Origin of the sequence: Hydrogenophaga sp., from assembly GCF_022844385.1 — a bacterium.
Taxonomy (GTDB): Bacteria; Pseudomonadota; Gammaproteobacteria; order Burkholderiales; family Burkholderiaceae_C; genus Hydrogenophaga.
This window is the reverse complement of sequence record NZ_JALHLX010000009.1, coordinates 24,656-48,376: the sequence shown is the minus strand read 5'-3', so window position 1 is coordinate 48,376 and position 23,721 is coordinate 24,656. Positions and strand designations below refer to the sequence as shown.

At 65.4% G+C, this 23,721-nt stretch carries 23 protein-coding genes and 2 pseudogenes; 11 read left to right on the top strand and 14 right to left on the bottom strand.

Going from position 1 to position 23,721, the window contains the following annotated elements:
• Positions 1 to 40: 40 nt before the first annotated feature.
• A pseudogene (locus tag Q0C59_RS19675) lies at positions 41 to 821 on the top strand (plasmid replication/partition related protein); the annotation flags it as partial.
• 52 nt (positions 822 to 873) lie between these two features.
• Here the strand turns inward: Q0C59_RS19675 and Q0C59_RS03550 are convergent.
• Together Q0C59_RS03550 and Q0C59_RS03545 are read right to left on the bottom strand one after the other, a co-directional pair.
• Positions 874 to 2,214 carry an NAD(P)H-dependent oxidoreductase gene (locus Q0C59_RS03550; protein ID WP_291211795.1) on the bottom strand — a complete coding sequence of 447 codons (1,341 nt, stop codon included), beginning with the start codon at positions 2,212 to 2,214 and terminating at the stop codon, positions 874 to 876.
• Positions 2,215 to 2,343: 129 nt separating this feature from the next.
• Positions 2,344 to 3,900: a class I adenylate-forming enzyme family protein gene (locus Q0C59_RS03545; protein WP_291211792.1), complete on the bottom strand. Its 1,557-nt coding sequence runs from the start codon at positions 3,898 to 3,900 to the stop codon at positions 2,344 to 2,346.
• Between the two features lie 164 nt (positions 3,901 to 4,064).
• Between Q0C59_RS03545 and Q0C59_RS03540 the strand changes: the two genes are divergently transcribed.
• A complete protein-coding gene (locus Q0C59_RS03540) occupies positions 4,065 to 5,798 on the top strand; it encodes a thiamine pyrophosphate-binding protein (RefSeq protein ID WP_291211789.1) in 1,734 nt (577 codons plus the stop codon).
• Positions 5,799 to 5,819: 21 nt separating this feature from the next.
• The gene (locus Q0C59_RS03535; protein WP_291211786.1) at positions 5,820 to 6,494 is read left to right on the top strand and encodes a GntR family transcriptional regulator; all 675 of its coding nucleotides are present in this window, start codon (positions 5,820 to 5,822) and stop codon (positions 6,492 to 6,494) included.
• 55 nt (positions 6,495 to 6,549) lie between these two features.
• Here Q0C59_RS03535 and Q0C59_RS03530 read toward each other — a convergent pair whose 3' ends face one another.
• From Q0C59_RS03530 to Q0C59_RS03520, 3 genes are all read right to left on the bottom strand, one after another.
• Positions 6,550 to 7,200: an ankyrin repeat domain-containing protein gene (locus Q0C59_RS03530; RefSeq protein WP_291211783.1), complete on the bottom strand. Its 651-nt coding sequence runs from the start codon at positions 7,198 to 7,200 to the stop codon at positions 6,550 to 6,552.
• Positions 7,197 to 7,622, bottom strand: coding sequence for a nucleoside deaminase (locus Q0C59_RS03525; protein ID WP_291211780.1), 426 nt, complete (start codon positions 7,620 to 7,622; stop codon positions 7,197 to 7,199). The genes Q0C59_RS03530 and Q0C59_RS03525 overlap by 4 nt, the downstream gene beginning before the upstream one ends.
• Before the next feature lie 263 nt (positions 7,623 to 7,885).
• On the bottom strand, positions 7,886 to 8,794 hold the full coding sequence (locus Q0C59_RS03520) for a LysR substrate-binding domain-containing protein (RefSeq protein ID WP_291211816.1): 909 nt from the start codon (positions 8,792 to 8,794) through the stop codon (positions 7,886 to 7,888).
• A gap of 199 nt (positions 8,795 to 8,993) precedes the next feature.
• Between Q0C59_RS03520 and Q0C59_RS03515 the strand changes: the two genes are divergently transcribed.
• From Q0C59_RS03515 to Q0C59_RS03490, 6 genes and pseudogenes are all read left to right on the top strand, one after another.
• On the top strand, positions 8,994 to 9,878 hold the full coding sequence (locus Q0C59_RS03515) for a MaoC family dehydratase N-terminal domain-containing protein (RefSeq protein WP_291211777.1): 885 nt from the start codon (positions 8,994 to 8,996) through the stop codon (positions 9,876 to 9,878).
• 37 nt (positions 9,879 to 9,915) lie between these two features.
• Complete coding sequence (locus Q0C59_RS03510; RefSeq protein WP_291211774.1) at positions 9,916 to 11,079, top strand: acyl-CoA dehydrogenase family protein; 1,164 nt, start codon at positions 9,916 to 9,918, stop codon at positions 11,077 to 11,079.
• Between the two features lie 110 nt (positions 11,080 to 11,189).
• A pseudogene (locus Q0C59_RS03505) lies at positions 11,190 to 12,017 on the top strand (CaiB/BaiF CoA transferase family protein); the annotation flags it as partial.
• 42 nt (positions 12,018 to 12,059) lie between these two features.
• Positions 12,060 to 13,424 carry an MmgE/PrpD family protein gene (locus Q0C59_RS03500; protein ID WP_291211771.1) on the top strand — a complete coding sequence of 455 codons (1,365 nt, stop codon included), beginning with the start codon at positions 12,060 to 12,062 and terminating at the stop codon, positions 13,422 to 13,424.
• Complete coding sequence (locus Q0C59_RS03495; protein ID WP_291211769.1) at positions 13,421 to 13,606, top strand: hypothetical protein; 186 nt, start codon at positions 13,421 to 13,423, stop codon at positions 13,604 to 13,606. The genes Q0C59_RS03500 and Q0C59_RS03495 overlap by 4 nt, the downstream gene beginning before the upstream one ends.
• A complete protein-coding gene (locus tag Q0C59_RS03490) occupies positions 13,603 to 14,202 on the top strand; it encodes a CoA ester lyase (protein ID WP_291211767.1) in 600 nt (199 codons plus the stop codon). Before Q0C59_RS03495 ends, Q0C59_RS03490 begins: the two co-directional genes overlap by 4 nt.
• Before the next feature lie 339 nt (positions 14,203 to 14,541).
• Here Q0C59_RS03490 and Q0C59_RS03485 read toward each other — a convergent pair whose 3' ends face one another.
• Entirely contained in the window at positions 14,542 to 15,684 is a 1,143-nt protein-coding gene (locus Q0C59_RS03485; RefSeq protein ID WP_291211764.1) for an NADH:flavin oxidoreductase/NADH oxidase, read from the bottom strand.
• Between the two features lie 181 nt (positions 15,685 to 15,865).
• Positions 15,866 to 16,615 carry an SDR family oxidoreductase gene (locus Q0C59_RS03480; protein WP_291211761.1) on the bottom strand — a complete coding sequence of 250 codons (750 nt, stop codon included), beginning with the start codon at positions 16,613 to 16,615 and terminating at the stop codon, positions 15,866 to 15,868.
• A 182-nt stretch (positions 16,616 to 16,797) separates the two neighbouring features.
• Between Q0C59_RS03480 and Q0C59_RS03475 the strand changes: the two genes are divergently transcribed.
• Both Q0C59_RS03475 and Q0C59_RS03470 read left to right on the top strand, forming a co-directional pair.
• Positions 16,798 to 17,700, top strand: a complete 903-nt coding sequence (locus tag Q0C59_RS03475; protein ID WP_291211758.1) for a LysR family transcriptional regulator — start codon at positions 16,798 to 16,800, stop codon at positions 17,698 to 17,700.
• 68 nt (positions 17,701 to 17,768) lie between these two features.
• A complete protein-coding gene (locus Q0C59_RS03470; protein ID WP_291211755.1) occupies positions 17,769 to 18,584 on the top strand; it encodes a CoA ester lyase in 816 nt (271 codons plus the stop codon).
• Positions 18,585 to 18,600: 16 nt separating this feature from the next.
• Here Q0C59_RS03470 and Q0C59_RS03465 read toward each other — a convergent pair whose 3' ends face one another.
• From Q0C59_RS03465 to Q0C59_RS03435, 7 genes are read right to left on the bottom strand one after another with little or no spacing between them, the layout of a single operon-like run.
• The gene (locus tag Q0C59_RS03465) at positions 18,601 to 19,206 is read right to left on the bottom strand and encodes a glutathione S-transferase N-terminal domain-containing protein (protein WP_291211753.1); all 606 of its coding nucleotides are present in this window, start codon (positions 19,204 to 19,206) and stop codon (positions 18,601 to 18,603) included.
• Between the two features lie 22 nt (positions 19,207 to 19,228).
• Positions 19,229 to 19,645 (bottom strand): ester cyclase, encoded by a 417-nt coding sequence (locus Q0C59_RS03460; protein ID WP_291081688.1) that lies wholly within the window; start codon positions 19,643 to 19,645, stop codon positions 19,229 to 19,231.
• Between the two features lie 25 nt (positions 19,646 to 19,670).
• Positions 19,671 to 20,609 (bottom strand): glutathione S-transferase family protein, encoded by a 939-nt coding sequence (locus tag Q0C59_RS03455; protein ID WP_291211750.1) that lies wholly within the window; start codon positions 20,607 to 20,609, stop codon positions 19,671 to 19,673.
• Positions 20,610 to 20,656: 47 nt separating this feature from the next.
• Positions 20,657 to 21,415: an SDR family NAD(P)-dependent oxidoreductase gene (locus Q0C59_RS03450; RefSeq protein WP_291211747.1), complete on the bottom strand. Its 759-nt coding sequence runs from the start codon at positions 21,413 to 21,415 to the stop codon at positions 20,657 to 20,659.
• Positions 21,416 to 21,452: 37 nt separating this feature from the next.
• The gene (locus Q0C59_RS03445) at positions 21,453 to 21,884 is read right to left on the bottom strand and encodes a FixH family protein (protein WP_291081685.1); all 432 of its coding nucleotides are present in this window, start codon (positions 21,882 to 21,884) and stop codon (positions 21,453 to 21,455) included.
• Positions 21,881 to 22,780 carry a branched-chain amino acid ABC transporter permease gene (locus Q0C59_RS03440; RefSeq protein WP_291211744.1) on the bottom strand — a complete coding sequence of 300 codons (900 nt, stop codon included), beginning with the start codon at positions 22,778 to 22,780 and terminating at the stop codon, positions 21,881 to 21,883. Before Q0C59_RS03440 ends, Q0C59_RS03445 begins: the two co-directional genes overlap by 4 nt.
• Positions 22,770 to 23,708 (bottom strand): branched-chain amino acid ABC transporter permease, encoded by a 939-nt coding sequence (locus tag Q0C59_RS03435; RefSeq protein WP_291081683.1) that lies wholly within the window; start codon positions 23,706 to 23,708, stop codon positions 22,770 to 22,772. Before Q0C59_RS03435 ends, Q0C59_RS03440 begins: the two co-directional genes overlap by 11 nt.
• Positions 23,709 to 23,721 lie beyond the last annotated feature (13 nt).

Sequence of the window (23,721 nt, the reverse complement as noted above, 5' to 3'; positions counted from 1 at the left end):
TACAACTCTCGCCCCTCGCCCTCTCTCCCATCCCGATCCCATGCACATCCAGGTCAATCGGGAACTCAAAGCCTACATCGATCTCCTGACCCTAGACGAATTCAAAGCACTGGAACGCAGCCTGCTGGCCGAGAGCTGCCGCGATGCGCTGAAGCAATGGGGCGACCTGCTTGTGGACGACCACAACCGCTACGTCATCTTTCAGCAGCACAACCTGCCGTTTCAGACGGTGCAGAACACCCGCTTCCAGTCCATGGATGATGTGCACTTTTGGATGATCGACCAGCACCTGGGCTGGCGCAGCGTGTCCGACTTCCAGCGCGGTGTGCTGGCCTTGCGCAAGCGCGAGATCATGGCCGCGCAGCGCTCGCGCTTTCTGACGGCGGCACCGTCACCCCAAGAACTGAAGCCCGATGACGCCCAACTGGCCCCGCACACGGACGCACCGGTAGCGCCTGCGGCCAGACCACTGCACAGACGGGAAGACATTGCCAAGGCCGCGCGGCTGAGCAGCAGCCAGGTGGTGCAGATCGAGAAGATCCAGAAACTGGCCGCTCCCGAGCTTGTGGAAGCGCTCAAAGCCGGCGCGATTTCGCTCAACGCCGCCGCTCCCGTGGCCGGCCTGCCGCAGAACGAACAGATTGCCGCCGCTCTGGCAGGCAAGGACGAACTCAAGCTGGCCGCCAAACGCGCGCGTGAGTCGCGCCGCAAGCCGCCAGAAGCCGGGGGACAAGGCGCACGCTGCTTCACTGGCTGGCGAACGCGCGGCCCTCCGCCTCAAGGTGAAGGAGCTGCAGGCCGACAACCGCGCTGCTCGAAGAGGTGGCCGCGCTGCGCTCGCAAATGGAGGCGCAGTCCGCCTGAAAACTTCATTCAGGGTTGCGCAAACGCTCTTTCCATCTCGCGGCGAAACTTCACCGCCGTGGCGTTGGCATCGAACGCCACATCGTTCCAGCTCACGGCGTGCCCGGCTTTCACCGGGTTTAGCAGCTTCACTCCGTGGGCCAGACCTAACGGCAGGCCGCCCAAGGCGAGTGATTCCTGTGCGGGGAGCAGCTTGCCGTACACGGTGAAGCCGCCCTCACCATCGAGCATTTCACCCGCCTGCAGATCGCGTTTGGCCGTGGCCACCACGTCGCCGTTCCAGCATACAGGCGCGCCCGTGGATTCACCGCGCACGCCGATGGACGCTACCGTGATGCCGAGTTCAAGACCGATCAAGTGGAACGGTTTGTACATGCTCGAGTACTGGCCACTGGGGTCCGTGATCAGGCCGTATTCCTTGAAGCAACGAGCCACGTAGTCGCTGTCGGCCACGAAGGTCACATACACGCCCCAGCGCAAATCGCGAAACACCGGGCGGGTGTCGCGCTCCACGCTGGAAATTACCTCCACCTCGCCGCGCTGGTCGAGAATGCCGCCGTGCTCCCGTGGCTTGAGGATGCGGGCCAGATCGTCCACCCCGACGGCTGGAAATTTCAATCCGCGGGGTGCATTCAAGCCGGTGGAATTGGCCACCGCTGCCATCTCGATGGCGCTCTTGGTGCCATCCAGAAAGCTGTTGAACATCTGCGCGTTCATGCCGCCTCGGGCGGCATCTTCGGCGGTCAGACCGTAATGGTTCCATACCGTTTCGGGCGTGCTCTCATGGTAGGTGGGCAGGTACTTCGTGCCTTTGCCAGCCGCCACCACCGCGAACCCCGCGGCCCGCGCCCAGTCGACCATTTCACAAATCAAAGCAGGCTGATCGCCATAGGCCAGCGAATACACAATGCCCGCCTCATCGGCCTTGCGCATGAGCAGCGGGCCAGCCAAGGCGTCGGCCTCCACGTTCACCATCACGATGTGTTTCTTGAATTCGCAACACGCCAGCACATGCGCAATGCCTACCGCCGGGTTGCCCGTTGAGTCGATGATGATGTCAACAAATGGCGACGCGATGAGCTTCATGTTGTCATCAATGATGGCCGTGTTACCCAGCTTGGCCGCTTGCTCCAGCGACGGGGCGCTGTACGCCTCTTCTTTCCAGCCCACGTTCTTGAGCGCGGCTTTGGCCCGTGTGGGCGACAAATCGGCAATTCCCACCAAGTGGATGCCCGGCGTGCGCGGCACCTGCGAGAGGTACATGGACCCGAATTTACCGGCACCGATCATGCCGACGCGAAGGGGTTTGCCTTCAGCTGCGCGCTGTTGAAGTTTGGAGAACAGGTTCATGCTTGCCTCGGCAGATGATTGTTGGGTTGGAAGACAGAATACTTGAGGGACACGGTGCCGGTGATGCGGAGGCCTGCGGCAGCGAATCAAGACCGTCAGGTTTCCTTCTACTCTTTGCCGTCAAGAGCGTCATTGAGTCTCGATGTATCGTTGTCGCAGCACCCGGTGCAGAATCTTGCCCGTCGCAGTTCGGGGCATGTCGCCTTCGTTGATGAAGACCACTTCGCTCGGACACTTGAATCCCGCAAGGCGCTGACGACACCAGTCCCGCAGTTCGGCTTCGCTGGCCACCTCGCCCTGGTGCAACACAACCACGGCCTTGGCGGTCTCGCCCCATTTTTCATGTGGCACGCCGATCACCGCAACATCACGCACTTTTGGGTGCTGCCCCAGCACGCCCTCGACCTCGGAGGGATACACGTTCTCGCCGCCGCTGATGATCATGTTGCTCTTGCGGTCCACCAGCCAGATGAAACCTTCGTCGTCGCGGCGCGCCATGTCGCCCACCGAGCACCATTCGCCGTCCATGGCTTCCGCGGTTTTTTCGGGGTTGTGCCAGTAGCCGTCGAACACATAGGCGGTGCGTGAAAACAGTTCACCCACTTCACCGTCGGGCACCTCGCGGCGCTCTTCGTCCAGCAGGCGGATGGCGCCGCTGCCGGCCCACTCGCGGCCCACCGAGCCGAGCTTGCGCAACTGCTCCTGCGGCCGCAGCAGCGTGACCCAGCCGGCCTCGGTGGAGCCGTAGAGCTCGTACAGATGGCCGTTGGGGAACAGCTCCATGATCCCGCGCTTGGTGTCCTGCCGCGCGGGGGCTGAAGAGATCATCAGCTTGCCTACCGCGCTCAGGTCGTACCGGGCCTTCACCTCGTCGGGCAGGGCCAGCAACATGATGTAGTGCGTGGGCACCAGCGATGTGAAGGTCACGCGGTCTTCGGCCAGGGTCTTGAGCAGTGCCTCTGGGTCGAAGCTGCGGCGGTCGTCGATCACAATCGTCGCGCCCAAGTGGATGAAGGTGGAGCCGAAGTAGAGCGAGTTGGCGTGGCACAGCGGCATCACCAGCAGCGCCGTGTCGTCGCGGGTGAAGCCCATCTCGAGAGCGGTGGCCAGGGCAATCAGCGTGTTGCCGCCGTGGTTGCGGATGGCGCCTTTGGGCCGGCCCGTGGTGCCCGAGGTGTACATGAGGGCGCACATGCGCTCGGGTGGCACGCGCTCAAACACCGGCTCGGCGGGGGCGCCCGCCATCAGCGCCTCGTAGCCCAGCCAGCCGGCGGGCGCGTGGTCGGCCAGCACCACGTGGCGCCCGGGGGGCAACGCCAGTTCACCGCGCACGCCGTCCAGCGTGGCGCAAAACTCCGGCCCGGTGATCACCGCAGCCACATCGGCATGGCCAAGGATGTAGGCCATCTCAGGGCCGGTGAGCCGGAAGTTCAGCGGCACCACCACCAGCCCCGCGCGGGCCATGCCGGCGTAGATCTCCACCCACTCCAGGCAGTTGTAGGCGATCACACCTACCCGGTCACCCGGGACCAGGCCCAGGCCCAGCAAGGCAGCGCCGAGTTGCGAGGCGCGCCGGTCCCATTGCGCAAAGCTCAGGCGCCGGCGCGAATCGCGCACCGCAAGCTTGTCCGGCGTCAGGCGGGCGTGGGTGGCGACGGCATCGGCCATGGTGAGCAGGTGGCTCATGGTGGGTCTCCTGTGGGGGCGGTTGGCGGGTGGCGTTGAGAGGGGCTTGATTTTTATGAATTCTGAATTCAGAATGCAGTTTCCGTCAACCCCCGCCTCGGTTGATTCCCTTCCACGCTGTTGGCTCGGCGACAGCCCGAACCCGGCATCCACCAGGAGACACCATGGCCCCACCGCCCATTGGCGAGCAGTCCGCCGCCGCCGTCATTGCCCGCTTTCTGAAGGCCCGGGGCGTGAAACGGGTCTACGCCCTTTGTGGCGGGCACATCATGCCAATCTGGATGCGGCTGGACGCCGAGGGCATCCGCATCGTGGATGTGCGCGACGAGCGCGCGGCGGTCTACATGGCGCACGCCGAAGCGCAACTCACGGGCGGCCTGGGCGTGGCGCTGGTCACCACCGGGCCGGGGGTCACCAACGCCATGACGGGTATTGCCAACGCCCACGTGGCCAAGGCCCCGGTGCTGGTCCTTTCGGGCCTGCCGCCCACCGCGCAGGAAAACCGCGGCGCCCTGCAGGACATCGTGCACACCGAGCTGGTGCGCAGCCTCACGCGCTACGCCCGCACCGTTCGCCACCCGGATCTGGTGCCGCAGGAACTGGCCGAAGCCACGGCCCGCGCCCTGGGCGAGGCGGGCGAACCCGGCCCGGTGTACCTGGACTTCCCCATCGACACCTTGCGCGCCAACGTGTCCCGCGCGGTGCAGTTGCCCGAGATCTTCACGCCTCCACCCGCACTGCCCCAGCCGCCGAATCCGCAGGCCGTGCAGGCCGCGGTGCAGAAACTCTGGGCGGCGAAGCGCCCTCTGTTCATTTCGGGGCGCGGTGCGCGCGGCGCCGGCCCGGCACTGGCCGCGCTGCTCAACCGCGTGGGCGCGGCCTACCTCGACACCGGTGAGAGCCGGGGCCTGATCGACGACGAACACCCCAGCGTGGTGGCCGCCATGCGCGGCGGCGTGATGGGCCAGGCCGACCTGATCGTCACGGTGGGGCGGCGGCTCGATTTCCAGCTCGCCTACGGGTCGCCTGCGGTGTTCGGCGACGCCGCATTCCTGCGCATCGCCGACTGTGCAGCCGAGCTGCGCGACAACCGCCGCGGTGCGGTGGAGCTGTTCGCCGACCCGGCGCTGGCGCTGCAGGCCCTGCTGGACGCGGCACCCGACCGCACGCCCGCCAGCGACGCCGCCTGGCTTGCCGGCCTGCGCGAACAGCACCTGCTGCGCTCGGCCAAACTGCACCAGTCCATGCAGGACGCACCCAACGGCAGCGACGGCCGCCTGCATCCCAACCGCGTGCTGGCCGCGCTGCGCAAAGCCCTGCCCACCGACGCGATCGTGGTCGCCGACGGCGGCGACTTCCTGAGCTTTGCGCGCGTGGGCCTGCCCGCCACCACCTACCTCGACCCCGGCTCGCTCGGCTGCATCGGCATCGGAACGCCGTTCGGCATCGCGGCCAGCCTGGCCTGCCCCGGCCGCACCGTGGTGGTGGCCACCGGCGATGGTGCCTTCGGCTTCAACGCCATGGAGATCGACACTGCCGTGCGGCAGAAGGCGCCGGTGCTGGTGGTGGTGGCCAACAACGGCTCGTGGGCCATCGAGGTGCGCGACCAGCAGGAGACCCATGGCAAGGTGGTGGGCACGCACCTGCAGTTCGCTGACCACGCAGCCATGGCGCGCGCCTTTGGCATGCACGCCGAACGCGTCACACAGGCCAGCGAACTGCCCGGCGCCATTGCCCGCGCGCTGGCCGAACTGGAAGCTGGCCGCCCGGCATTGCTGGACGTGGTGGTGACCCCGGAGGCGGCGTCGTCGGATGCCAAATCGGGCCTGGCCTGGGTGCCCGACCTGCAGGCCCTGGGCGCCTGGGACGATGCCGAGCGCCGCTGGAGGGCGGGGTGACGCCCCACTACCATTGCGATCATGAAAACACTGCACGCCGCGCCCAGCTTGGTTGAACAGGTTCACCAGTCCATCCTGGCGGACATCGCCGCGGGCCACCTGCGGCCCGGCGTGCGGATCATCCAGGAGCAGCTGGCCCAGCAGCTCGGCATTTCACGCCAGCCGGTGCAGCATGCCCTGACCCTGCTGCGGAAAGAAGGTGTTCTGATCGACGCGCCGGGGCGTGGCTTGCAGGTGGCGCCGCTCGACCTGGATCATGTGCGCCAGATGTACGACGTGCGCGCGGTCATCGAAGGCCTGGCGTTCCGCAAGGCTGCTGAAAACAACACGGCACAGGCGGCGGCAAAGGGGTCAGCCCTGATCCGCGCCGGTCGCAAGGCCGTGGCCAGCCGCTCCTTCCACCAAATGATCTCGGCCGACATGGCCTTTCACGACTTCATCTATGCGTTGTCGAAAAATCCGTTGGTGGCACCCGCGATGCAGACCCACTGGACACAGACCCAACGTGTGATGGGAGAGGTGTTGATGCACGACGACAAACCACGCGACATCTGGGACCAGCACGAAGCTCTGCTAGCTGCCGTGGCTTCGGGCGATGGCGAAGTCGCCGAGCGTCTGGCTCGCCAGCACATTCTGGATGCGGCTGATTTCATGATCGAGCGCATGCGAGTCGAACGCGCGGGGCGACGGCCGTAACGAGCTGGGGCCCGCCGATCGAGACGATGAACGCAGGCTGTTCCATCACGTACTTTCAGGGGCGCGCGCCGGCCCGCCGCAGGATCTCGACGATCGTGCGGTGCCCGCGCTGCTCGGCGTGCGCCAACGGTCTCACACCCTGCGCGTCGGCCAGTTGCACGCTGGCGCCATGTGCGACCAGCAGGCGCACGATCTCGGTGTGGGCAGGGCCACCGTCACCCAAGATGATGGCCTCGAGCAGTGCCGTCCAGCCAAGGCGGTTGACATGGTCCACATCGATCCGTGTCTTCAGCAGCTCGCGCACCGCCTCGACATGACCGTAATGCGCCGCCGGGATCAGTGCCGTGCCTCCGTAGCGGTTGATGCTTTTTAGGTCGGCACCAGACGCCAGCGTCAATCGGAGAATCGCAAGCCGCCCCCGTGCGCCGGCATACAGAAACGGCGAGTCTTGCATCACATCCCTGGCGTTCACGTCGGCACCGCGCTCGATCAGCAGCTGTGCCGCGTCGACGCGGTCAGCATGCGTGGCGGCAAGCAAAGCGGTGCGACCTTGCGCGTCGCGGCTGTCCACCGGCACGCCGGCGTCAAGCAGCCGCTGCAGCGTGACCATGTCGCCAGCTTCGGCCGCGCTCACCAGCGCAGGCACTCGCGCAACAACCCACCCCGACCAAGTCGCTCCCGCGGCAAGCAGCGTGCGGCGCTTCATCGCGGCGCGCCTGCATCTGTCAGGGCCTCGCCGTAGAACATGCGGGACATCCCGGCCCATCCTGCAGCGGCCTCACACATGCGGCAGGGACGCGAGGTGGACACCAGAACGCAGCCAGACAGGTCTCGCGTGCGTAGTCGACGCGCAGCATCGCGGATGGCTTCCATCTCGGCGTGCGCGGTGGGGTCACTGGCGGTCACCACGCGGCTGGGTGCGGCGCCGACCACCACCTCGGCGCGCAGCACAACGGCACCGAAGGGCTGGTCGCCGGCGCGCAGAGCGTCGTCGCGCAGGGCTTCGGCACGGCGCATCGCTTCACGCAAGGAAGAGTCGGCGGGCAGCACTGGCCACGACAGCCACGGCAACACCGCAAGCAAACAGCACCGGCGCAGGGCATCGGGTGGACAGTGCTGGAACCGCATGCAGACTATTCTGCACGCCCGGCACCATAGCTTGCAAGGTCGCGAACGGCCCTCCGGCGTGATGCCTGCCTAGCCAAGCGGACCCTGAGCTCTTGTGGGGCTGTTCAAGACTGGTTGCTGTCGGTCAACATTGACTCCTGAAACTTCGCGAGATTCGTGACCGGTCACTCAATCGAAGTGGGCTTCAGCCAATTCTCTGCACCCAACTCAACGTCTTGCCTAGCAGGCCCTGACGTCTCCCTCATATCCAGTAAGGATAAAATCTAAGAAGCGTAGCTGGCATTCTCCGCATCAGCTTGCAGCATAGGCACAAGGTTACGCGCAAATGCTGGCAGGGTCTCAAGGTTCCGCATACAAACATGCATGTGACGGTCTGCCCATGTGTCGTCCAATGGAATGATCTTTATGTCCATGGACCCGACATGAAGATTCACCGCAGACTTGGGAAGGATTCCTACGCCAGCTTGGGCTTCAATCATGCGACAGGCTGCCTGGAAATTTCCCACCTGAATACGCAGTTGAAGCTGGCTGTGCATGCCGTCGCAGATTTGCTTGAGAAAGGCGTGCAGAGCACTCGCCTCGTGCAGACCAACATGCACGAGGTCCAGAGTTTCGCTGAAAGCGATGCTGGACCGAATGGCCAGTGAATGGCTGGTGGGCACAACCAGTACCAGTTGATCCGATCGGTACGGAATGATTTCCAGGTTCTCAGTGTTCACGGAACCCGCTACGACCCCAATATCGGCGAAACCATCGAGCACCGCACGCACGATGTCGTGGCTGAGCATCTCACGCAGATGAATGTTGATGTCCGGATGGTTCTTGAGGTAACTACCTAGAACCGGTGGCAAAAACTCGCACAGGGCGGTTGTGTTGGAGAAGATGCGAAGCTGGCCTTTGATGCCATTTGCGTACTCCTGCATGTCGCCGCGCATGTTCTCGATTTGCCCCAGCACTGCAATGGCGTGCTGCAAAAAGGTCTTGCCAGGCTGGGTCAGCGTCATGCCTTGACTGCTGCGGTACAGCAGTTTGGCCCCGACGCTTTCCTCAAGGTTCTTGATGCGAGTGCTGGCTGCCGCCAGGGAGATGTGCGAGCTTTCAGCGCCACGGGTGAGGCTATTGAGTTCGGCGACCCGAACAATTAGACGCAAGTCGACCAGATCAAAGTGCATGGGCAGAAGCGATTTGGTTGAGCCGGACTGGCTTCCCAGCCGGGGCAAGCGATTGGGACGCAGCGCTAACGCCGGGAAGCGTTCAAGCATACCCTTCGGAAATGCCAAAGCACCGCTTTCGAAATCAAAGATTGCTCAGGTAGGCCACTACAGTAACCATAGGGACTATGCCCAAACTTATACCTCCTTCCTGCAGATCATGAGCGAAGACATCCGTGCCCTAGATGCCATTACGCTGGCGGATTTGCGCAGCTGGGTCGGTTGCACGGAAGCCTCCAAAGACGACATCACCCCGGCGCCGCTGCGTGCCTTGTCAGCTGTGCTCGACCGCGGCGATTCCGACCCAGCGTTGGGTGCCGTGGTGCCGCCCCTGTGGCACTGGCTCTACTTTCTGCAGCACCCACGCCAAAGCGAGCTTGGCGTCGATGGACATGCCAAGCGCGGCGGCTTTCTGCCACCCGTGCCGCTGCCCCGGCGAATGTGGGCAGGTGGGCGACTGCGGTGGCAGGCGGAGAACCCGCTTTTGGTCGGCGATGCAGTTAGCCGGATCTCCAGGATCGCGTCCGTCGAGCACAAGGCAGGACGCAGTGGGGACCTGCTATTTGTGCTGGTTGAGCACGAGATGCACAACCAGCGGGGACTGGCGCTCACCGAGGAGCACGACATTGTTTACCGAGCAGCGGCCCGGCGAGACGACGCGGTGCCCAAGCCCATTGCCGCCGAGGCCACCGCCGCGTGGCAGCGGGAGGTGGTGCCCGACCCCATGCTGCTCTTCCGCTATTCAGCTCTCACCTTCAATGGTCACCGCATCCACTACGACCGAAGCTACGCGACCGAGGTCGAGGGCTATCCGGGCCTGATCGTTCACGGGCCGCTGATCGCGACTTTGCTGGTAGACCTGGTGCGCCAACAACGGCCTGAGGCGCGCATCCAGTCGTTTGAATTTCGAGCGGTGCGACCCACGTTTGACCTGTACGCCTTCCGGCTCAATGGCCAGCTGTCGGCCGACGGCAAGACTGTTCGCCTCTGGGCCCAGGATAACGAAGGCTGGCTAACCATGCAGGGCAGCGCCACGCTGGCCTGAGCGCTGGACTTCGAATCACATCAACAACCCAAACTTCATGATCAAGACCACCTCCGACCAGTACCAGGACATTCGCGACGCCGTGCGCGCGCTGTGCGCCGAGTTTCCAGATGCCTACCACCGAGAGATCGACGAACAGCGCGGCTACCCCGAGGCCTTCGTCAACGCGCTGACCAAGGCCGGCTGGTTGGCCGCCATGATTCCGGCTGACTATGGCGGCTCCGGCCTGGGCCTGGCAGAGGCTTCGGTGATCATGGAGGAGATCAACCGTAGCGGTGGAAATTCGGGCGCCTGCCACGGTCAGATGTACAACATGGGCACTTTGCTGCGTCACGGATCTGCTAAGCAAAAATCCTTGTACCTGCCCAAGATCGCCACCGGCGAATGGCGGCTGCAGTCCATGGGCGTGACCGAGCCCACCACCGGCACCGACACCACCCAGCTCAAGACCACGGCGGTAAAAAAAGGCGACAAATACGTGGTTAACGGCCAGAAGGTCTGGATCTCCCGGGTGCAGCATTCCGACTGGATGATTCTGCTGGCGCGAACTACGCCGCTCGCCGAGGTCAAGAAAAAGACCCAGGGCATGAGCATCTTCATGGTCGATTTGCGCGAGGCGGAAAAAAGCGGTATGACAGTGCGACCCATTCCGAACATGGTCAACCACGAGACCAACGAGCTATTCTTTGAGAACCTGGAAATCCCCGAAGACAACCTCATCGGCAAAGAAGGCGAAGGGTTCAGGTACATCCTCGACGGCCTGAACGCCGAGCGCACGCTGATCGCGGCGGAATGCATTGGCGATGGCTACTGGTTTCTCGACCGGGTAACGAGATACGTGCGCGAACGCGTGGTGTTCGGCCGCCCGATCGGGCAGAACCAGGGCGTGCAGTTCCCCATCGCCGACGCCTACATCGAAGTCGAAGCCGCCAACTTGATGCGCTACAAGGCTTGCGAACTGTTCGACGCCGGCCTGCCCTGCGGCGCTCAGGCCAATATGGCCAAGTACCTGGCGGCCAAGGCGAGCTGGGAAGCGGCCAACGCCTGCATCCAGTTCCACGGTGGTTTTGGTTTCGCCACCGAATACGACGTGGAGCGCAAGTTCCGCGAGACGCGGCTCTATCAGGTGGCCCCGATCTCAACCAACCTGATCTATTCCTACGTGGCCGAGCACTTGCTCGACTTGCCGCGTTCGTTCTGAGTACTGGGCATGACGAGAACGCCACTTCTCACAGCAGAGAAGCGCGCACAGAAACGTCGGCCGCTCGACGGCATCACAGTGGTCTCGCTCGAGCACGCCATTGCTGCACCGTCGTGTGCGACATCTCGGGTTACGGCGAAGACGGCCCCTACCGCGACAAAAAGGCCTACGACTTGTTGATCCAGAGCGAGGCCGGGTTCCTCTCCGTCACTGGCACGCCCGAGGTGCCCAGCAAGTCGGGCAATTCGGTGGCCGACATTGCCGCCGGCATGTACGCTTACACCAGCGTGCTGTCGGCCCTGCTGCTGCGCGGGGCCACCGGGGTGGGCAGCCATATCGACGTGTCCATGCTCGAAGCGCTAGGCGAATGGATGTCCTTCCCGATGTACTACGCCTTCGAGGGCGCGCCTCCGCCACCGCGGAGTGGCGCCGCCCACGCTAGCATCTACCCCTACGGCGCTTTTGCCGCTGGCGATGGCGGCACCGTGATGCCGGGCCTGCAGAACGAGCGCGAGTGGAAAGCGTTTTGCGACACGGTGTTGAAGAACCCCGCGTTGGCCAACGACCCGCGCTTTGACAACAACGAGCGCCGCAACCAGAACCGCGATGCGCTCAAGGCCATTGTGCTGGCCGCGTTTGGCGCGCTGAACGCCGGCCAAGTCTGCGCTTTGCTGGAACAGGCGCAGATCGCCAACGCGCGCATGAACGACATGGCCGGTCTCTGGGCCCACCCCCAGCTCCAGGCGCGTGAGCGTTGGCGCAGCGTGGGATCGCCCGAGGGCGACATACCTGCCCTGTTGCCACCGGGCCGCAGCAACGCCTTCGACTACGGCATGGACCCGGTGCCTGCCGTCGGCCAGCACAGCGAAGCCATCCTGGCCGAAACCGGCCTGAGCGCCGCCGCGATTGCTGCGATGCGCGCTTCGGGCGCTATCTGAACCTCCTGCACTGCAACCCACACACCGCTTGAAAGAACCCATATGACGTCCCCGAGCGCCCAACTCGCCACTTTTTCTGCCGAACTGCGGTTCGAGCAGATTCCCGAGACAGTGGTTCGAAAAACAGAAGACCTGCTGGTTGACTGGTTCGGTTCGGCCGTGGCTGGGCACGGCTCGCGCCCGGTGGACAGCATCGCGCGCTTTGCATTGGCCATGGGTGGCGCGAGCGAGCCCGGTGGCCCATCGGAAGTCATCGTGAACCGGCTTCGCACCAGCCCCTATCTCGCAGCGATGGTTAACGCCGCCGCTTCCCACGTGGCCGAGCAGGACGATGTGCACAACGGCTCGGTGTTCCACCCGGCTGCTGTTGTCTTCCCTGCAGCGTTGGCGGTAGCGCAGGCCATCGGGGCCAGCGGCGCGCGCTTCTTGACCGCCTCGGTGGCGGGTTACGAAGTGGGTATTCGGGTCGGTGAATTCCTCGGGCGCTCGCACTACAAGGTGTTCCACACCACCGGCACCGCAGGCACTTTGGCCGCTGCGGCAGCCGTCGGCAATCTGCTCGGTCTCAACAGCGCGCAGATGCTGCATGCCTTAGGCTCAGCAGGAACGCAGTCGGCCGGGTTGTGGGAATTTTTGCGCACCGCGTCCGACAGCAAACAGCTGCATACCGCGCACGCTGCCGCTGCCGGCTTGATGTCGGCCTACCTGGCGCTGGATGGTTTCACCAGTGCGGCCCAAATTTTTGAAGGGCCGCAAGGCATGGCCGCGGGCATGTCCAGCGACGCCGACCCCGCAAAACTGGTGGACGGGCTGGGCCAGCGCTGGGCCACGGTCGAAACCTCGTTCAAGTTCCATGCATCGTGCCGCCACACCCACCCCGCCGCCGACGCGCTGCTGCAGGTGATAAAGGCCAACAGTCTGCGTCCCGGCGATGTGGCGCGCGTGGTCGCGCATGTGCACCAAGGCGCCATCGACGTGCTGGGCCCGGTGGTCAACCCACGCACGGTGCACCAGAGCAAGTTTTCCATGGGCACGGTATTGGCACTGGTGGCACGCTTCGAGCACGCCGATCTCAACGCCTTTGATCAGCACTTCAAGGGCGCCGATACCGTGTCGTTTTGCGACAAGGTCGAGATGCAACTAGACGACGAAGTCGATTCCGCCTACCCGCAGCGCTGGATCGGCAAGGTCACGGTATACACCACCGATGGCCGCGTTCTGAACGGCCGGGTGGACGAACCCAAGGGCGACCCGGGCAATACGCTGACCCGCTCGGAAATCACCGACAAGGCTTTGCGGCTGGCGGCCTACAGCGGCGGCGCCACACCCGCGCAAATGCAGACCGCCATCGATGGCCTGTGGCAAATCGCTAGCGCTGACCGTGTCGGAGTTTTGCTGAATCCATGAACACGTCCACCCTGTCCCCGCTGGCCACGGTCTTCACCTTTTTGTTCGTGCCAGCCACCCGCCCGGAGCGCCTAGCCAAGGCCCTCGGCAGTGGTGCAGGCGCGGTGATCGTGGATCTGGAGATGCTGTGGCGCCGGCCGGAAAGTCTACCGCGCGCGTCTATCTGGCGCAGGCGCTTGTGAACCTGGACGAGGCCGAGCTCTCGCGCCTGCTGGTGCGCATCAATGCAGCGGGCACACCTTGGCATGAAGATGATCTGGCGCTGGTGAATCAGCTCGCCGTCCAGGGCCTGGCCGGGGTGGTCGTTCCCAAGGCCGAGTCATCAGCTCAGCTGGCGCATGTGTGGGCGCACGTCGACACGGTCAGCAACACCGGCTCTTGTGTGCGCTTTCCGGTGGTGGAGTCGGCACAAGGGCTGGGCGCGCTGGACGAGCTGGCCAACAGCCCGGGCGTGCTGCGCCTGGCGTTGGGCCACCTGGATTTGCAAGCCGACATGGGCGAGCGCTGCGGTGCGGACGAAGCCGAGCTGCATCTGGCGCGTTTTGCCCTGGTGGCGGCTTCGCGCCGCGCGGGTCTGGCATCCCCAGTGGACGGTGTAACCGTAGCGATCGCCGACACCGCGCGCTTGCAGACCGATACCGCCCGAAGCCGCCGTTTCGGCTTTGGCGCCAAGCTGTGCATACACACGGCACAGCTGGCGACCGTCAGCGAGATGTTCGCGCCCACGTCGGATCAAGAGCTCCAGTTCGAAGTCATGGGTAACGCACGTTCAATTTGAAACTCGCGGCGACAAGCGGCCGAAGGCGGCTGTATATCCGAAGCCGGCCGTTGGGTCCGCGAGGATCGCGTTCTTTCAGATGACCGCTGCTGACTCGAGACCATGATGTCACGGTTCGTTTGCCATAGGCGGCAATCGCGTTTTACGGACTCGGCCAGATCGTGGGCCCGCCGCTGGCGGCGATGCTCCTTTACCGCAGTGGCGACGCCGAGCTCGGTTTCACGCGGTCACTGGCGATCGCGGTGGCGGCACTGGTGACCGATGCGCTACTGTACTTGTGGATGGGCCGAGCGTTCCCAAGACGCTGAGCGGCTCCCGCGCCATGGCATCCAATCTTACTCAGTTGGCGATTGCCATTGGTGGCCAACCATGCGAATTCTCCGAGCCCGGCCGATTCTTCAGCCACCACGACCAGTCCTGCGGGAGCAGGGAGAAGGGGTCAGCGTGTGCAAGCTCCCGCGCCGCCCAGATCGGCCAGTGCGGGTTGGCCAGTGCCGGCCGTCCGAGGAACACCAGATCAACGAGTTCGTCACGTATGACTTGGTCCGCCACTGCTGGCTGGCCCAGGTTCCAGCTAGCCGCCACCGGAATACCGACATCTCTGCGTACGCGGCTTCCCCGCTCCACCATGAAAGCAGCACGGGAGAACGGTGGCTCGCGCATATCGTCGGTGTTCATGCCGATGCTCAGGTCTGCAAGATCCAGCCCGTGTACCTTCAATTGAGCGATCGCCCAGACCGCGTCGTCGAACTTCACGCCGTCTTCGTGGAAATCATCAGTCCCCAGACGCATCGTCAAGGGCAGCCGCTCGGGCCAAACGGCGCGTACCGCGTCTAGTGCCTCGCGATGAAAGCGCAGGCGCTTGTCAAGTGTTCCGCCGTACGCATCCGTGCGTTGATTGGCCAAGGGAGAGAAAAAACTCGCACCGAGGTAACCATGCGCGAAGTGCATCTCCAGCCACTCGAACCCAGCCGCGATCGCCCGTTTTGCGGCGGCCGCATAGGCCCGATGTAAATCATGAATCTCCGCTACGCTGAGCTCATCCACGGGGTATGGGAAGCGCCCGCCAAAGGGAATGGGCGAGGGGCCGCGCACTTGCCAGCCATCAGGGTGGTCTGGAGCAATCTGCCGCTTACCCTCCCAAGGCAGTTGCTCGCTTCCCTTGCGGCCGGTATGGCCAAGCTGAATCGCTGGTACCGCGCCCATGCCCTTGATTATTCTGACCACGCGAGCCAGGCTTTCGATCTGCTCGTCCTCCCAGAGCCCGGCGCACGAGGTGCTGGTACGGCCGTCGGGCGTGATGGCGATCTGTTCGGTGAAGACCAAGCCGAATCCGCCGGCCGCACGCGAGCCCATCAGCATCACGTGGAAATCATTCATCTTCCCGTCCGTTGTGCACCGATACATCGTCATCGGCGACATCGCGATGCGATTGCGAAGCGTGACACCCTTGAGCGTGTAGGGGGAAAACAAATTAGGCATGGACATGCTCCCGTGTTTCTTTCATCTTTTCATCGCCCATACCCGCGCTAAGACAGCCAGCAGCCCCTGGCGTGCACGACACCGCTCTTGGTAAACGCACCCATGGCACGGCCGAAGTCAAGCGCCCTGCGAGAGCTGACCTCAGCAGATACGAGATATGAGGACAAATATCACTCGCGGCTCAGACGGTGCGGCCGCCGTCCACCGGGAACTCGACGCCCGAGATGAAGGCTGCTTCATCGCTGGCGAGGAACACCGCAGCGTTGGCCACGTCGTCGGGCCGCGACAGCCTCCCGAGCGGGATGGTAGCGATGAAGCGCGCGCGGTTCTCGGGCGTGTCGGGCACGCCCATGAAGGCCTCGAGCAGCGCAGTCTCGCCGATGACGGGACAGATGGAGTTGACGCGAATGCGGTCGGGGCCGAGTTCCACGGCCATTGACTTGGACAGCAGGTTGACCGCGCCCTTGCTGGCGTTGTACCAGGTAAGACCCGGCCGCGGTCGGATGCCGGCAGTGGAGCCCACGTTGAGGATCACTCCACCGCCCTGAGCGCGCATCACTGGCACCACCTCGTGCGTCATGTGGTAAATCGACTTCACGTTGATCGCGAACACGCGGTCGAAGGTAGCCTCGTCCACGTCAAGCAGCGGCTGGTTGCGGTGCGTCCAACCCGCGTTGTTCACCACCACGTCGATACGGCCGAAACGCTCGCGCGCACCCGCCACCAGGTCGGCCACGTCGCGGCGCGAGGTCACGTCGCAGCGAACGCCAGCGCTGCGACCGCCACAGCGTGTGGCCACCTCACGCGCGCCGGCTTCGTTGATGTCGGCCAGCACCACGTGCGCGCCCTCGCGCGCGCAGGCCAGCGCAATGCCGGCGCCGAAGCCGCTGGCCGCGCCGGTAACGATGATGGTCTTTTCCTTGAGTCGCATGGTCTCCTCCGTCGTGGTGTTCCAAGGTACGCGTGCAGTGTGCGGCGCGACCGGGGTCGAGGCCATTGCCGATCTGCAAACGCAGGCTTGCACGCCTTGCAGATCCGGGTTTTCACCGAGGCATGGTCGGGTCCATTGCCCGGTGGCAGGGGGATACTTGAGTCCTTCCTGCGTGACCACCTATGCTGCCCGACCTCGACTCCCTGGTGCTTTTCATCCGCGCGGCCGAGACCCGCAACCTCACGCGCGCGGCCGAGGCAAGCTTCATCACCGTGCCAGCGGCCAGCCGGCGCCTGTCGCTTCTGGAACATCAGTTCAAGGCGCAGCTGTTCGAGCGGCACTCGCGCGGGCTGGATCTCACGGCTGCGGGCGAGCGCCTGCTGGTGCTTGCGCGCGAGGTGATCGCCACCGTGCACCACATGCGCGCCGAGATGACCAACTACGGCTCGGGTCACACCGCGGTGCTGCGCATCCACGGCAACACCTCGGCGATGGCGCAATTCCTGCCGGCCGACATCGCCAGTTTCCATCCCACGCGTCCGGACATTCGGCTGGTGCTGGAGGAATGCTGGAGCGCCGATGCCATCCGCAAGCTACGCAGTGGCGACATCGACCTGGGAGTGGTCGTCGAGGGTGTGGACACCGCGGGTCTGGCCACGCTGCCGTATCGCCACGATCAGCTCGCGGCGGTTGCGCCGCCAACGCTGGCCTTGCCCGAGCGCGTCACCTTCAGCGACCTGCTGGACCACGACCTGGTCGGTCTGGAGGGCGGGAGCTCCCTCACTCGGCTGCTGGAAGCCCACGCCACAGGTCTGATGAAGCCCATGGCGCTGCGTGTGCAGGTGCGCAGCTTCGAGGCTGTGTGCCGCGCGGTCGAGGCCGGCCTGGGCATCGGCGTGTTGCCCATGCAGGCCGCGCGAGGCACCGCCCAGTCGATGAACCTCCAGGTGCTGCCGCTCGCCGATCCTTGGGCATCCCGCCGCATGTTGCTGTGCACACGCACCGCGGCAGACCCGACCTCTGCGCTGGGCGCCTTGCTGATGCATTTGCAAGGCTGCGCCGCCCGCGAGGAAGCCGGGGTTTAAACCGCTGCAAGGCTGGCTTCGCCAGCGGGCAATTGCCTTGAGCGGATACCCTGGCCATCATCGCGGCCATGAACATCGCCACCCGCCCGCCGCGCAGCTTCCTGTTCTTGCCCGCCACCCGTCTGGAGCGGCTGGACAAGGCGCTGACTAGTGGCGCGGACGCGGTCATCATCGATCTGGAGGACGCGGTGGCACCGGCGGACAAGGCCGCCGCGCGCGCTGCACTGGCCAACGCCGCAGCGCCGATGGCCAGCGCAGCGCCTGGCACCCTTTGGCTGCGCATCAACGCCATGGACACACGCGAAGCCTCCGCCGATCTAGACCTATGGCAAGCCTTGCCGGCACCAGGCATCGTCCTGCCCAAGACACAACGGCTGGACGAACTGCGCGCCCTGCCCCCTGGCTGCCCCGTTCTGGCACTGATCGAGAGCGCGCAGGGCCTGGCGATGGCGCCCCGGCTGGGCGAGGTGCCGGCGGTCGTCAGCCTGGCCTTCGGCAGCATCGACTACGCACTGGACCTGGGTGGCATCGATCCCGACGACCGCGAGGCATTGCGCCACGCACGCTCCACCCTGGTGTGGGCCGCGCGTGTGGCCGGCCTGCCAGCGCCTGTGGACGGCGTGACTGCGCGGCTGGACGACGATGCAGCACTTCTGGCAGATGCGGGCGAGGCGCGCCGGCTGGGGTTCGGTGCCAAGCTGTGCATCCACCCCAGACAGGTGGCCACAGTGAACGCCGTGTTTGCCCCGAGCGCGGCCGACATCGAGTGGGCCCGGCGCGTGGTGGCGGCAGCGGGCGATGGCGCGGCCACACAGCTTGACGGCGCGATGATCGATCGCCCGGTGCTGCAGCGCGCGCAGCGCGTGCTGGCCGCCGCGCGCTGACCTGCCAGCACGCCGCTCAGTGCGGGCGGGTGCGCTGCACCGACGGCCGTTGCGCCAGCGCCGCGCCCAGCTCACGCAGCGCCGGCATCGCGGGCAACCACGGCGCATCGGTGAAGCGGAAATCAAGGTAGTCGAGTGCGTCAATCGCGGCCAGCGCGTCCAGCGTGGGCGCATCGCCGGTACGCAAGCGGCCCTCCGCAGCCATCGCCTCCAGTCGCTGCATGCCCTCGAGCATCGAGCGGCGCCTCCGCAGCCCCACTGGCGTCTCGTCGAACAGGGCTGGCGCCGTCACCTTGCGGATGATGATGGTGTGCACGGCTGCATCGATCACACCGAGCGCGATGCCGGTTCGCGACAGGACACCGGCAGGATCGCTGCCCAGCAGGCTGGGCGTACCGGGTCGGGTGGCTTCCAGCCACTGCACGATGAGCAGGCTTTCAGTCATGGGCGTTCCGTCGTCCAGCACCAGCGTGGGCACGCGGGTGGCCGCGTTGGCTGCGCGCAGGCGGGGATCGTCCGCCCAGGGATCGACGATGGTGGGTTCGACCTCGACGCCTTTTTCGATCAGCGCCATACGCGCGAGTCGGACGTAGGGCGAGGTGGTGTTGGCTAGCAAGTGCATATGTGTCTCCTGTGGGCGAGGGTCAGGCCGGCAGCGCGCCGAGTTGCTTGAGCATGCCCAGGTTGTCGAGCAGCGCCCAGTGTTCGATCAGCACGCCATCGCGGATCTGGAACAGATCGAGCACACCGATGTCGATCTTGCGCCCGGTCGCGGGCATGTCGCCAAACGGCCCGGTGTGCGTGGCTTGGACGCGCAGGCGCACCAACACCTTCTCGCCTTCGGCCACGAAATCCTCCAACGGCAACCTCATGTCGGGAAAGGCCGGCATCAGGGCGTCGTGGAGCTGTGCCACACCTGCCGGCCCACGCACCTCGAAGGGCAGTCCCGGATCGTGGCGCACGAAGGTCGGTGCGATGTGCTTCTGCATCCAGGCTACGTCTCTCTTGAGGAAGGCGGTGAAGTAGTCGCGGCAGAGCTGTTTGTTGGCTTCCGTTGTCATGATCTGGTCTCCTTGGTCGGCGGAATCAGGCGGGCAGCACGTCGAACCCCAGGCGGGGAAAGTGCAAGTGCAGGTCACCGGCCTGCGAGTCGTGGCGGTGGATCACCACCTGGGCGTCGCTGGCGGCCACCAGCGTGCCGTGCACCGGCACGCGCGCGTTGTCGTCGGGGGTCACCACGACGGCGGCGCCTGGCTTGAGACCGCCTGGGTCGCCGTCGGGGCGCAGGTGGGTGACGGGCGCGGGGCGCGCGGCCGCTGCGGCCGCCAGCGCTTCTTCGGGCATCATCTTCGTAACATGCCCGTGACCGACGGCTGCCAGGCGGTCGTACCAGGCCTCCAGTCCTTGCAGGCCGGCCAGCACATCCACCTCGGGCGGCGAGTTCTTACGCAGCAGGAAGGTCGTCTGCCAGCAGGCTAGGTCGAGCACGCTGGGGGTGGGACCGAACAGGAAATCGTGGCCGCGGACACGCGCCGCCGCCAGCGCCGATTTGAGCCAGCTGTACTGGGCATGCAGCACCTGCAGGTGGTGCGGCAGTTCGGGCGCCATCGCCGGCTTGCTGATGTCGATGCCCAGATAGCCCTCCTTGCGGTCCTTGATGAACTCCGGCGGCAATGCGTCACCAATGTAGTGCACCAGCACGCCGATGGTGGGGATCCAGACCGCCCGCTCCCATGCAAATGCCATGCCGCGCGCCAGGCCCTCGCAATCATTCGGGTACAGCGACGGTTCGGGTTGCAGGCGCTCCAGCGCGGGCAGGATGGCATTGGTGTCGCAGAAGATGTCGGCCCCGATCTGCAGCACCGGGATTCGGCGATAGCCACCGGTGAGCGCGGCCAGCAGGGGACGCGGTGGCAGTGGCGCCACATCCACCGATCGCCAGGAGATGCGCTTGAGGCCCAGGGTAGTGCGGATCTTTTCCGAGAAGGGCGAGAGCGCGTAGTTGTGAAGAACGATGTCGGTCAAGGAATGTCTCCGGTGAGGTGTGTTCTTGTGCGGTTGTCCGGCGGTCTTCAGTACATGATGTGGCCGCCGTCGACCACCAGCGTTTGTCCCGACACGAAGCCCGACAGGTCGGACAGCATGTACACGGCGGTGCCAACGAGATCGTCCGGCCGCTGCTCGCGCCCGATGGCGCGAGCCTTCAGGAACGACTGCTGCCACTCGATGGGGCGGTTCTTCGTAGCGTCGGTGATGACGAAGCCCGGCGCGATGCAGTTCACCCGTACGCCGTGCTTGCCGACCTCCTTGGCCAGACCCTTGGTCATGGACAGCACCGCGCCTTTGGTGGCCACGTAGTGCAGATAGCCGGGTTGGCCCGCCACAGCCACCACCGACGCGATATTCACGATGGCACCGCTGCCTTGAGCACGCATGGAGGGCATCACGGCCTTGCAGCAGTTCCACACGCCCTTCACGTTGACTGCGAAGATGCGGTCCCACTGGGCCGGGTCGATCTCCTCGAAATCGGTCAGCTTGACCTCGCGAAAGTAGGCTGCGTTGTTGATCAGGCCGTCTATGCGGCCGAATCGCTGCAGGGCGGCCGCGGCCATGGCCTGCGTGGACGCGTCGTCGGCCACATCGGCGCGCACGTACAGCGCCTGTCCGCCGGCCCGGGCGATGAGGTCCATGGTCTCGTCGGCCGGGCCCATGTCGGCCACCACGATGCGCGCGCCCTGGGCGCTGCAAGCCAGCGAAAACGCCTGGCCGATGCCGGTGGCCGCACCGGTGACGATGACGGTCCGGCCGTCGAGCAAAGGGGTTGATGACACAGTGCGGTCTCCTGGGTTGGTGAATGGGAGTGGATGTTCAATGTTTGTGGGGTGCGGTCCCCGGGCGCGCCGGCCGGGCCAAGCAACGGCCGTTGTCGGCGCATTCCTCGGCGAGCAGCACGCGCACCACTCGCTCGCGCACCGGGCCGGCGATGTCGATCTCGATCGCCCAGGAGCCACCCATCTCGAGCGCGAGTTCGCCGCGGTATTCTCCCGGCGCCACGCCCGGCACCGCCTTCACCGGCCGCACCGAATGGGCCATGGGCATCGACGGCATCGTGGCGCCCAGCGTGACGCTGGCGCCGCTCATGGGCTCGCCCTGCGCGGTGCGCAGTCCTACGCGGCAATCCAGAATCGGGCCCAGGCCGTGGGCGTCGCACTGCAGGTCCACCTGCGGTCGGCGGGTCTGTGCGGCCACTGGCTGGAGCAACGACAGCAAGGCTGCAGCTATGCACAGGCGTTTCATCATGTTTTCCTCCGCAGGAATCGGGACAATCGGTGCACGGTGACTTCGTCGAGCAGGCCCCGGGGCCGGTATCGCAGGAACAGCGCAACCAGCCCGCCGAAGACGACCATGCGCCAGCCGGCAAAGACCTTGGTGGCTTCGAGCAGACCGATGTCGAAGGCCACGCCGATCAGCGGCCCCAGCGCCGTGCCCAACCCGCCGATCAGCGCGTACCCCACCGCGTGCACGCCCAACATGGAATCGAACAGCGCGGGCTCGATGTAGGTGGCGCGGTGCGCGTACAGCCCACCCCCCAGTGCGGCCAGCGCGCCCGCCAGACCCACCGCAAACAGCTGTAGCCGCAGCACTGGCAGCCCCTGGCTGGCGGCCAGTGCTTCGTCGTGGCCCACCTGCCGCAACGCCAGTCCAAGACGGCGAGGGCGCAGCCAAGCTAGCGCCAGCAACACCCCCAGCAGCGTGCCCGCGCAGATCAATAGAAAGAAGCCGGGGGAAACATCGTTCTCCAGCAGCCAGCGGATGTCACGGAAACCGTCCGCACCCTGCGGCCCCACCGGTTGGCCGTCGATCTCGTGCGTGAAGTGCCAACTCAGGAGGCCGATACGCATCATCTCGGCCAGCGCCAGCGTGGCCACCGCATAGTTAAGACCGGACAGACGCAGCGTCGGGAACGCCAGCATCACCGACAGCACGGCCCCCACAACCATGCCGAGCAGCAGCGCCAGGCCCAGGGGCCATTGGGCCAGTGTGGACGCCAGCCCCGACGCATAGGCACCGACTCCGAAATAGGCCTGCTGCCCGAACGAGATGCGCCCCACCAGCAGCACGAGGTAGGCCGACAGCGCCAGCAGCGAGAGGATCGCGATGTCGGTCGCGAGTCCGATGGCCTGATCAACCGGCATGAACCACTCTCCCCTGCAGCCCACGGAGCCCGGCCGGCCCCAGCACCAGCACGGCGAACAACAAGGCCCAGCTGGCGAACTCCCGCCCCACCGGGCCGAATGCCGCTTGCGCATGCGCTTCCACGATACCCAGCAGCCAGCCACCCCAGAGCACGCCGCGCACGCTGCCCAGACCTCCCAGCATGGCCGCCACCAGGCCCTTGGTGAGCATCCACATGCCCAGCATGGGCGTGACCTGGCCTTCGATGGCCAGCACTGCAAAAGCTGCCACGCCGGACAACGCGCAGGCCACCAGAAAGGCCGTGGCCTGCACGCGGCCGACGGCGATGCCCACTAGCCCGGCCGCCGTGCGCTGGGTGGCGGTGGCCCGCCAGGCCAGGCCACCGCGCGTACGTTGCAGCCATATGCCCAGGGCCAGGGTCAGCCCAATGGCGAGCAAGGCCACCACCAGCCGATCCGGCCTCAGGTACAGACCGAGCCAGGCCCACTCGGTGGACGAGGACAGATGCGGAAAGGCATTGAGGTGCCTCGGTAACAGGTTGACCGCGAGCTGTTCAAGCTGCATCCAGAGCGCAAAGCTCGACGCCAGCGCAACCACCTCGCGCCCGTCGAAGCCGCTGCCCAAGCGCATCGCGCTGCCACGCCCTTCGTGACCATCGGCCCGACCCAGCGCGCCGAAGCAAAGGCGCTCGACATACAGACCGATCAGCGCAGCTCCGCCGATCACGCACAGCGCCACGCCCCAGGCCGGCACGGCATGGCGGGTGAACAACCAAGCGCCCACGTAAGCGGCCAGCATGGCGGTGGCTCCGTAGGCAAGATTGAGGCGGCGCAGAGTGCCGAACGTCAGGGTCAGGCCCAGGCCGACGAGTGCGTAAGCCGATCCTTCAAGCCAGCCATCGAGCGTGCGTTGCAGCAGGTCTTGCACCACACGCACCTGC

Coding starts and splice junctions, on each gene's coding strand:
- Q0C59_RS03465 (WP_291211753.1), bottom strand. CDS start 19,206: ATGCACTTGCTAGCCAACACCACCTCGCCCTACGTCCGACTCGCGCGT.
- Q0C59_RS03480 (WP_291211761.1), bottom strand. CDS start 16,615: ATGCGACTCAAGGAAAAGACCATCATCGTTACCGGCGCGGCCAGCGGC.
- Q0C59_RS03495 (WP_291211769.1), top strand. CDS start 13,421: ATGAACACGTCCACCCTGTCCCCGCTGGCCACGGTCTTCACCTTTTTG.
- Q0C59_RS03460 (WP_291081688.1), bottom strand. CDS start 19,645: ATGACAACGGAAGCCAACAAACAGCTCTGCCGCGACTACTTCACCGCC.
- Q0C59_RS03500 (WP_291211771.1), top strand. CDS start 12,060: ATGACGTCCCCGAGCGCCCAACTCGCCACTTTTTCTGCCGAACTGCGG.
- Q0C59_RS03485 (WP_291211764.1), bottom strand. CDS start 15,684: ATGCCTAATTTGTTTTCCCCCTACACGCTCAAGGGTGTCACGCTTCGC.
- Q0C59_RS03540 (WP_291211789.1), top strand. CDS start 4,065: ATGGCCCCACCGCCCATTGGCGAGCAGTCCGCCGCCGCCGTCATTGCC.
- Q0C59_RS03530 (WP_291211783.1), bottom strand. CDS start 7,200: ATGAAGCGCCGCACGCTGCTTGCCGCGGGAGCGACTTGGTCGGGGTGG.
- Q0C59_RS03510 (WP_291211774.1), top strand. CDS start 9,916: ATGATCAAGACCACCTCCGACCAGTACCAGGACATTCGCGACGCCGTG.
- Q0C59_RS03520 (WP_291211816.1), bottom strand. CDS start 8,794: ATGCACTTTGATCTGGTCGACTTGCGTCTAATTGTTCGGGTCGCCGAA.
- Q0C59_RS03550 (WP_291211795.1), bottom strand. CDS start 2,214: ATGAACCTGTTCTCCAAACTTCAACAGCGCGCAGCTGAAGGCAAACCC.
- Q0C59_RS03475 (WP_291211758.1), top strand. CDS start 16,798: ATGCTGCCCGACCTCGACTCCCTGGTGCTTTTCATCCGCGCGGCCGAG.
- Q0C59_RS03515 (WP_291211777.1), top strand. CDS start 8,994: ATGAGCGAAGACATCCGTGCCCTAGATGCCATTACGCTGGCGGATTTG.
- Q0C59_RS03535 (WP_291211786.1), top strand. CDS start 5,820: ATGAAAACACTGCACGCCGCGCCCAGCTTGGTTGAACAGGTTCACCAG.
- Q0C59_RS03470 (WP_291211755.1), top strand. CDS start 17,769: ATGAACATCGCCACCCGCCCGCCGCGCAGCTTCCTGTTCTTGCCCGCC.
- Q0C59_RS03525 (WP_291211780.1), bottom strand. CDS start 7,622: ATGCGGTTCCAGCACTGTCCACCCGATGCCCTGCGCCGGTGCTGTTTG.
- Q0C59_RS03445 (WP_291081685.1), bottom strand. CDS start 21,884: ATGATGAAACGCCTGTGCATAGCTGCAGCCTTGCTGTCGTTGCTCCAG.
- Q0C59_RS03440 (WP_291211744.1), bottom strand. CDS start 22,780: ATGCCGGTTGATCAGGCCATCGGACTCGCGACCGACATCGCGATCCTC.
- Q0C59_RS03545 (WP_291211792.1), bottom strand. CDS start 3,900: ATGAGCCACCTGCTCACCATGGCCGATGCCGTCGCCACCCACGCCCGC.